The sequence below is a fragment of the Ligilactobacillus sp. 110_WCHN genome (genome assembly GCF_030518115.1).
Taxonomy (GTDB): Bacteria; Bacillota; Bacilli; order Lactobacillales; family Lactobacillaceae; genus Ligilactobacillus; species Ligilactobacillus aviarius_C.
This window is the reverse complement of sequence record NZ_JAULLI010000020.1, coordinates 20260-27430: the sequence shown is the minus strand read 5'-3', so window position 1 is coordinate 27430 and position 7171 is coordinate 20260. Positions and strand designations below refer to the sequence as shown.

Here is a 7171-nt window from a genome sequence, read left to right as displayed (position 1 = left end):
GCATTCTGAAAGCGAAAAGAGGTTGTGATTAATCACAACCTCTTTTTTTGTTCTTTTTCTTTCCCGAATAACCTTCATTCGGACGTTGAATAATCTAAATTAATCATATAAAATAGGATTATAAGTATCGTTTATCTCGATGAAGAAGGTTAAATTATGTTTGATCACAAATTAATCACTTTTTTAACGGTTGCCAAAGTTGGTTCTTACACCAAAGCGGCAGAAGAGCTTTACATCAGCCAGCCAGCTGTTTCCCAGCAGCTTAAAAATCTTGAAGAAGAACTGAACGTAAAGTTATTTACTTACAAGAAACGGAAGCTTCACCTTACCCAATCAGGCAAACAGCTTCTCTTATTTGTGGAATCGTTGCGTTCCCAAAGTAATAAATTTAAGGAACATTTACATGCAATTCCGAAAAACAAACGGCCATTGCACCTGGCAGCAACCCAATCATTAACCAACTCAATGCTGCCAGACTTAATTTCATTCGTAAACGAACGGCACTCTGAGATTATCCTTCACTGTGATGTGATGAATACCAAGGAATGTCTTGATCAACTTCACTCTGGCAAACTTGATTTTGCCCTAGTCGAAGGAAATTTTGATACCGAACAATTTACGGTCCGGCCGTTAATTGACGAACCATTTATTGCCGTTGCATCCCCGAAATTAGGCCTTGATCCAAATCGGGAATACAAGTTAACGGAATTGTTAAACTTCCCGTTGATTTACCGGGAAAGCGGATCTGGCTCATACGCCATTATGCAACAAATTTTAGGAACCCAAAACTTAAAAGTCAGTGATTTTGATCAACGAACTCAAATTAGTAACCCTGAAACCATCAAGCAGGTGCTCGAAATGGGAACTGGAATCAGCTTCATGTACCGCGGAATCGTTGCCCGGCAGATCCATGAAGGCTCGTTAATGGAAGTTAAACTTCACGCGATTAACATTACCCATCCAATTTACCTGGTATACCTTAATAATAACTACTTTGAAAAGGAATACTTACAATTGCTTGATGAATGGTTACCAACATACCATGAATAAAATAAATGTGACAAAACACAAAAAAGCGGCTGAAATTTTAATCTCAACCGCTTTTTTTATTCTTCTTTCAGAACTTCACACTGCACATGGATCTTGCCGTGATCATCTTTTTGATAATAGACTCCTTGAATTTCAGGAACAAAGCCGTCAAACCGTTCCATTGCGCCAACTAATGTCTTAAAGTAGTCGCAATCAACCTTTTGCCACCGTTCGCCTGGAGCCACAATAAAGACGCCCGGAGGATATGGTAACGCACCTTCCATTGCGATCCGGCCTTCAACTTCTTCCAGGTCACACAGTTCACTTTCATTGTGCCGAAATGCGAGGTCCGCGTCAGCCGGCTGCATCTCATAATCCTGCATGTTTGGTTTTTCAAACAATGCCTGTTGCAACTTAAAGGTCTGGTGGGCACGGTAATATGCATGCATTTCATCACATAACTGTTGAATCGTGTATCCTTGATACCGATCAGCATATTCCTGAGCTAATTTTGGTAAAACTTGTTCCAACGGTGCATCGTTTAAGTATAACCGTTCAAATTCCAGCAACGCCGTCATCAACGCGTCCAAATCACTTGGCGTATCACCGGGGGTCAGCAAGAACAGCAACGAATTCAAGTCGGCTTTAGCCTTTAAGATTCGGTGCTCGGTCAAAAATTCAGCAACGACTGCTCCCGGAATTCCCTTTTCAGTATATTCTTCATGCTTAACATCGATTCCCGGGGGCATGACCGTTAATTTCAACGGATCAATGATGGCTTCCCCTGAAACGGCCCGCTTAAATCCATGCCAGTTGCTTTCGGATGATAATTGCCAGTATTTCAAATCACTTGCTAATTCATCGGTTGGAATCTCTTCCCAATTCCGGCCATCAATCGTTTGCGGAACCAGCGGTCGGAATAGTTTCGATTCTCGAAGCAGCTTTTTGCGCCATTCGATCCCGCGTTTCAAAATATCATTCCACCATGCTAAATTACTCTTTCCACTTGCAATATATGGGTTAACCGTCATTGACGCGTATAACGGATAATTATAGCTGGAAGTTACGTACTTCAAATAAGCATTGTTAAAGTGTTTATGATCAACGTACCGCTTTTGGCCTTTAATATGTGCATCCTTCTTCAAAATCTGTGAAGCTGATCCCATTCCGGTTTGTTGTTTATGAAGTGATTCAGTTACCAAAATTCCCGGATCATCCGGACCGAGGTCTTGCGCTAACGGCGACAACGGCTTCATCATTTCAATAAACTGTTCAAAACCGCCCCATGCGCAATCAAATAAAACGTAATCACATAACTTTCCGATTCGTTCAAGCATCCACTTCGCGTTGTAGAAAACGCCATCATACGTTTCAGCTTGAATAACCGCCATCCGGAATGGCCGCTTCTGTGCCGCCTTATCCGGATCAACCTTCGCAGCTTCCTTACGCAATCTTTCTTCTGTCAAAAATTGCGGATCCATTTCACCGATCAATCCGAGCGCATTGCGGTCCGTTGGAATATACACCGGCTTGGCGCCATTCATGATCAAGGCCCCATTATAAAGCGACTTGTGGTTATTCCGATCAAATAAGACTAAATCACCGGGCCGTAAAACCGCACTTGCACAAATGTCATTCGATCCCGTTGTTCCGTTTGGACAGAAATAGGCTTTATCTGCATGGTAAACTTCTGCCGTTTTTTGTTCAGCCTCTAATGGTGAGCCTGCATGCGTCATCGTATCGCCTAACTCAGCAACCGTGTCGCTGGTATCAGCATATAGCATATTTTTACCAAAGAACCGGTTAAAAACGACCCCAGCCGGATGATTTTCGTTGTATCTTCCATTGTGGTGTCCGGGAGTCGTAAAACTGATTGGGCGCCGATCTGCAAATTCAACTAAATCGGTTAAGAATTGCGGAACCATTTTCTTTTCATATTGCAATGCCGCAGCATCAATTTCCCGGGTAATATCAACAACCGGTTGCGTAATATCAACCTTCACAACTGGAATATCCAGCATTGATTTCGCTTGGACAGCCGCTGTAAGCCGCATTTCATCCTCACTTTCAGCACTGACAACCATGGCAGCTAATTCAGCCCCTTTAAGCGTTGAAGCAAGTTCAACGACTGGCCATTGCTTTGAAACATACTGCATCAAACTCTTCGGAGCAGCAATTTTCAAAATTTTCATTTTCGATCACTCTTTTTCTGAAAAAATCTTTCATAAACATTGTTTTTGAATTACACTATTAAAGGTATATCTTTTTTCATATCTAGTATAACAATAGGAGGAATAAAATGCAGTATAATGCTGGTTTTAGCTGGAATAAGGCTCCGGGCAACTCATCCATTACCGAATAAAATTTAACAAAGAGAGGGAATTTCGATTTATGGATGATTTAGCACCGAAAAAACATTATATGAGTTGGCCAGTAATTGCCCTACTGGACTTCGTTACAATCATTAGTTTTGAAAATATTTTCTATCCATTTCAAAACCAAGGGCTTTCAGTTGTTGTTTCATGGATTTTCTTACTTTTCTCGTACGTTATCCCTTATGCTTTGATTGCAACTCAATTGGGATTAACTTTCGGCGGTGAAGAAGCCGGGGGCCTTGCTTCCTGGATTCGCCGCGGGACCCACAGCGACCTTTTTGGATACGTTACGTCATGGATGTATTGGACCCAAACGATCCCGTACTTAGTTGACGTTTCAAACTCCGTTGTTGTTTCAATCAGTTGGATCATTTTAGGAAACGCAACCTTGAACCAACACATGTCAACAACAACCTTTGGATTAATGACATTCATTATTATCCTATTGTTCATTATTTTCGAAAACAAAGTTAAAAACTCATTGGAAATTTTGTCGATCATCGGCGGGGGTGCCATGTTCTTGATCTCAATGCTGTTCGTCTTCATGACGGTTTGGGCACTTGCACACGGCGCACACATCGCAACCCACTTCAGCTGGAGTGCATTCAAGCCAAGCTTTAGTCTGCACTACTTCTCAACGACTGGACTTCTAATTTTCGCAATGTCCGGGGCTGAATTGGCTGCACCATATATCAGCCGCTTGAAAAATCCACGCAAAGATTTCCATAAAGCAATGTGGGCATTAGCATTAATGACCGCCTTCTTAACGATCTTTGGGACATTAGCATTGGCCGTCTTCTTCAACGCCAACCACATTCCATCAGACTTTAAGATGAACGGTCCGTACTATGCTTTCCGGCTTCTTGGAGAACAATGCGGCATGGGCAAGACTTTGATGTACGTCTTCGCCTTTGTTCAACTCTTCTTCATGCTGGCTCAATTAGCGATCTTAATTGACGCTGCCAGCCGGGTATTCGCAAGTGATACTGCTTCGAAGTACATGCCAAGCTGGTTAACCAAGACCAATAAGAATGGCCGGCCAGTTAACAGTTACATCTTAACTGCCGGAATCAGTTTATTGATCTTGCTTTTGAGTGGAACATTGCCAAGCATCAATTCAATTTACAACTGGTTATTGAACCTGAATGGAATCGTTTCACCATACAAGACCGCCCTTGTCTTCGTCGCATTCATTGCCATTCGCTGGCACGAAGACGAATTCAAGTCCGATTATGTCTACATTAAGAACCGGAAAGGCGCCCTTGCAATGGGTTGGTGGTGCTTCATCTTTACGTTCGTATGTGCCACCCTTGGATTCATTCCGCAAAACGCTAACCCAGGAACCGCTTCATTCAATCACCAACTGATCATGAACTTCCTGACCGTTGGCTTCCTGATCGTTCTCGGATTCTTGCTTCCTGGGTTACGGAAGCTTGAAGTTAAACGTAAAGGATTAAAAGAAGAATAAAATTAAAATCCATGGTTGAAGCCATGGATTTTTTGTTTACTTTAATTCTTCAATTTCGACGTCATAAAAATCTAATCCATATTTTTCATTCCGTTTGGAAATCAATTCTTGGACTGCCTTTAGTGTTGAAATGTTTTCACGTTGAACTTTATTTTTTAAATCGGCTATTAAAGGATGATGATCATCAAAGGCCAAAACATAGCCACTATCTCCCACAATAATTCTGTTTCCAGAGGTTAGTAAGTTTCCAAAAGGTGCTTGCGGATCTACTTTTCCCAAAATTAAAACTCCACCCTTGGCATATATTTGGTTTAGTTCCATCAACTTAGATGACGTTGTGGTTGAAAAGGCTGTATATTTACCAAAATATTTCCATTTTGATAAATCATTTCCATCATCGATAAAAACTTGGTCATCCTTTGACGGTAATTCTGTAAACGCCAGTATTCGCCGAACCTCATTATCCTTTCTTATGTATGGGTTGCAAATAAATTCTTTTTTAAAAAGCGAAATCAATTTTATAAAATATCCCAGATAATATTTAAATCCCGGAGTTTCCATATTTCGTAAAATCCGTTTAGCTGCATTAAATACAACCTCATCACGATATTTACCGCTATTTTCAATCGCATCATAATATGCCTTAAAAATATCAAATAGTCGCGGGTTAGTATATGAAGACGTTATGGTTCCTCCGTGTTTAAAATAATGGCATAAAGGTTCTTTAACATAACCAAGCGTTGTTGCACTTCCAATCAAAGTTAATAAAACATCTAAATCTTCATAGCACATCTTCTTGTAATGAAATTTATGCCATAAATCAGCCTTAAATAGCTTATTAAACGAGTAAGCATTACTTTCTCCATTTCGAATGTATTCACCAATATCAATCTGCCCCGATTTATCTGGAACACTTTCAACATTGATACTCCGTGACTCTTCGGCAAAAATTTTATTTACATCACACACAACAATCTCTGCACCTAAATTTATTGCCTGCTTATATAGTTTTTCATATGTCGAAGGCTCAATCCAATCATCACCGTCTACAAAGCCGATATATTCTCCCTGAGCAATCTCAACTCCACGATTACGGGAAATTCCCGCTCCTTCGTTTTGTTCATTATGAAGAACTTTAAAATACTCTGGATAACGCTGATTATACTCACGCATGATCTTATATGTTTGATCGTCGCTTGCATCATCAACAAGAATATATTCAATTTCTTTTAAAGTTTGTTTTAGTAATGAATCCAAACATCTTGGTAAGTATTTTTCTTCATTATGCGCAGCAACAATGACTGAAACTTTTTTCATTTTTACATCTCCCAAGCATCCCTCACCAATATTGTAATCGTTTTCAAAATAAATTAAAATATTTAACAGAAATCTTTGCTTATGAAAAGAGGAAATTCTATGACTCTTCTATTATCTGACATTGACCATACCCTTTTTAACGACGCCCTTAAAATTAGTCCACGAAATCTTGAAGCAATTAATAGCTGGACTAAAAATCCTCAAAACGCTTTTTACCTTTGTTCTGGAAGAAATCTTGACTCGCTCTTAAATATCAAGAAAAAGTATAACTTAAACTGTAATTTAATCGCACTCAATGGCGCATTAATTACAGATAATAAGAACAATGTTATTCAATCTTTTCCGTTTAAATCATCATCCATTCAGCCGTTGATTGACTTTTGTGAACAGCATAAATTAATTTATATTATCTATACTGAAAAAAGTACCTTTGCACGATTTTATTTACTTTCAATGGTCCGCCTTTATCAGCTTGCTCACAGTAAATCGAATCAGCTAAAGAAGATTATTTATTTTATGGGACAATATTATCGCTCGTTTTATTCAAGACATACTCATCTTTATCATTCCTTTAACCCGGGAAATAATACTCAAATATTAAAGTTTGAAATGTTTTCCAGTAAGCCGCAACTTTTAAAAAAGGCAATGCAAATTGCAGGAACCGGATTAGCTTGCACTCAATCCTCACCTCGGAACTTAGAAGTCACTTCCAAAGAAGCGACAAAAGGAAATGCACTTAATTTTGTTAAAAACTATACTCACCAAAAATCTACTGTTGCAATTGGCGACGGTCAAAATGATATTTCAATGTTTGACGTAGCCGATTACAGTATTGCAATGCAAAACGCCTTTCAAACCGTTAAAAATCATGCCGATTTTATCACTAATGACAATAATCACGATGGTTTTGCCAACGGTATCAATCATTTTTTAAAAACTAACTAAAAAAGCTCGCCGGGACCCATTTCCGTTCCTGCGAGCT

Annotated in this window: 5 protein-coding genes; 3 read left to right on the top strand and 2 right to left on the bottom strand. The window is 39.5% G+C overall.

Going from position 1 to position 7171, the window contains the following annotated elements; translation table 11 throughout:
* Positions 1–156 precede the first annotated feature (156 nt).
* On the top strand, positions 157–1050 hold the full coding sequence (locus tag Q3C15_RS07175; RefSeq protein ID WP_057827237.1) for a LysR family transcriptional regulator: 894 nt from the start codon (positions 157–159) through the stop codon (positions 1048–1050).
* Positions 1051–1106: 56 nt separating this feature from the next.
* Here Q3C15_RS07175 and Q3C15_RS07170 read toward each other — a convergent pair whose 3' ends face one another.
* Positions 1107–3221, bottom strand: a complete 2115-nt coding sequence (locus Q3C15_RS07170) for a putative ornithine decarboxylase (RefSeq protein WP_302704786.1) — start codon at positions 3219–3221, stop codon at positions 1107–1109.
* Between the two features lie 199 nt (positions 3222–3420).
* On the opposite strand from Q3C15_RS07170, the gene Q3C15_RS07165 reads away from it, so the two are divergent.
* Complete coding sequence (locus Q3C15_RS07165) at positions 3421–4872, top strand: APC family permease (protein ID WP_064208144.1); 1452 nt, start codon at positions 3421–3423, stop codon at positions 4870–4872.
* Between the two features lie 36 nt (positions 4873–4908).
* Here Q3C15_RS07165 and Q3C15_RS07160 read toward each other — a convergent pair whose 3' ends face one another.
* Positions 4909–6189, bottom strand: coding sequence for a glycosyltransferase family 2 protein (locus tag Q3C15_RS07160; protein WP_302704785.1), 1281 nt, complete (start codon positions 6187–6189; stop codon positions 4909–4911).
* A 99-nt stretch (positions 6190–6288) separates the two neighbouring features.
* Here Q3C15_RS07160 and Q3C15_RS07155 point away from each other — a divergent pair, with 99 nt between their 5' ends.
* Entirely contained in the window at positions 6289–7134 is an 846-nt protein-coding gene (locus Q3C15_RS07155) for an HAD family hydrolase (protein ID WP_302704784.1), read from the top strand.
* Positions 7135–7171: the final 37 nt, after the last annotated feature.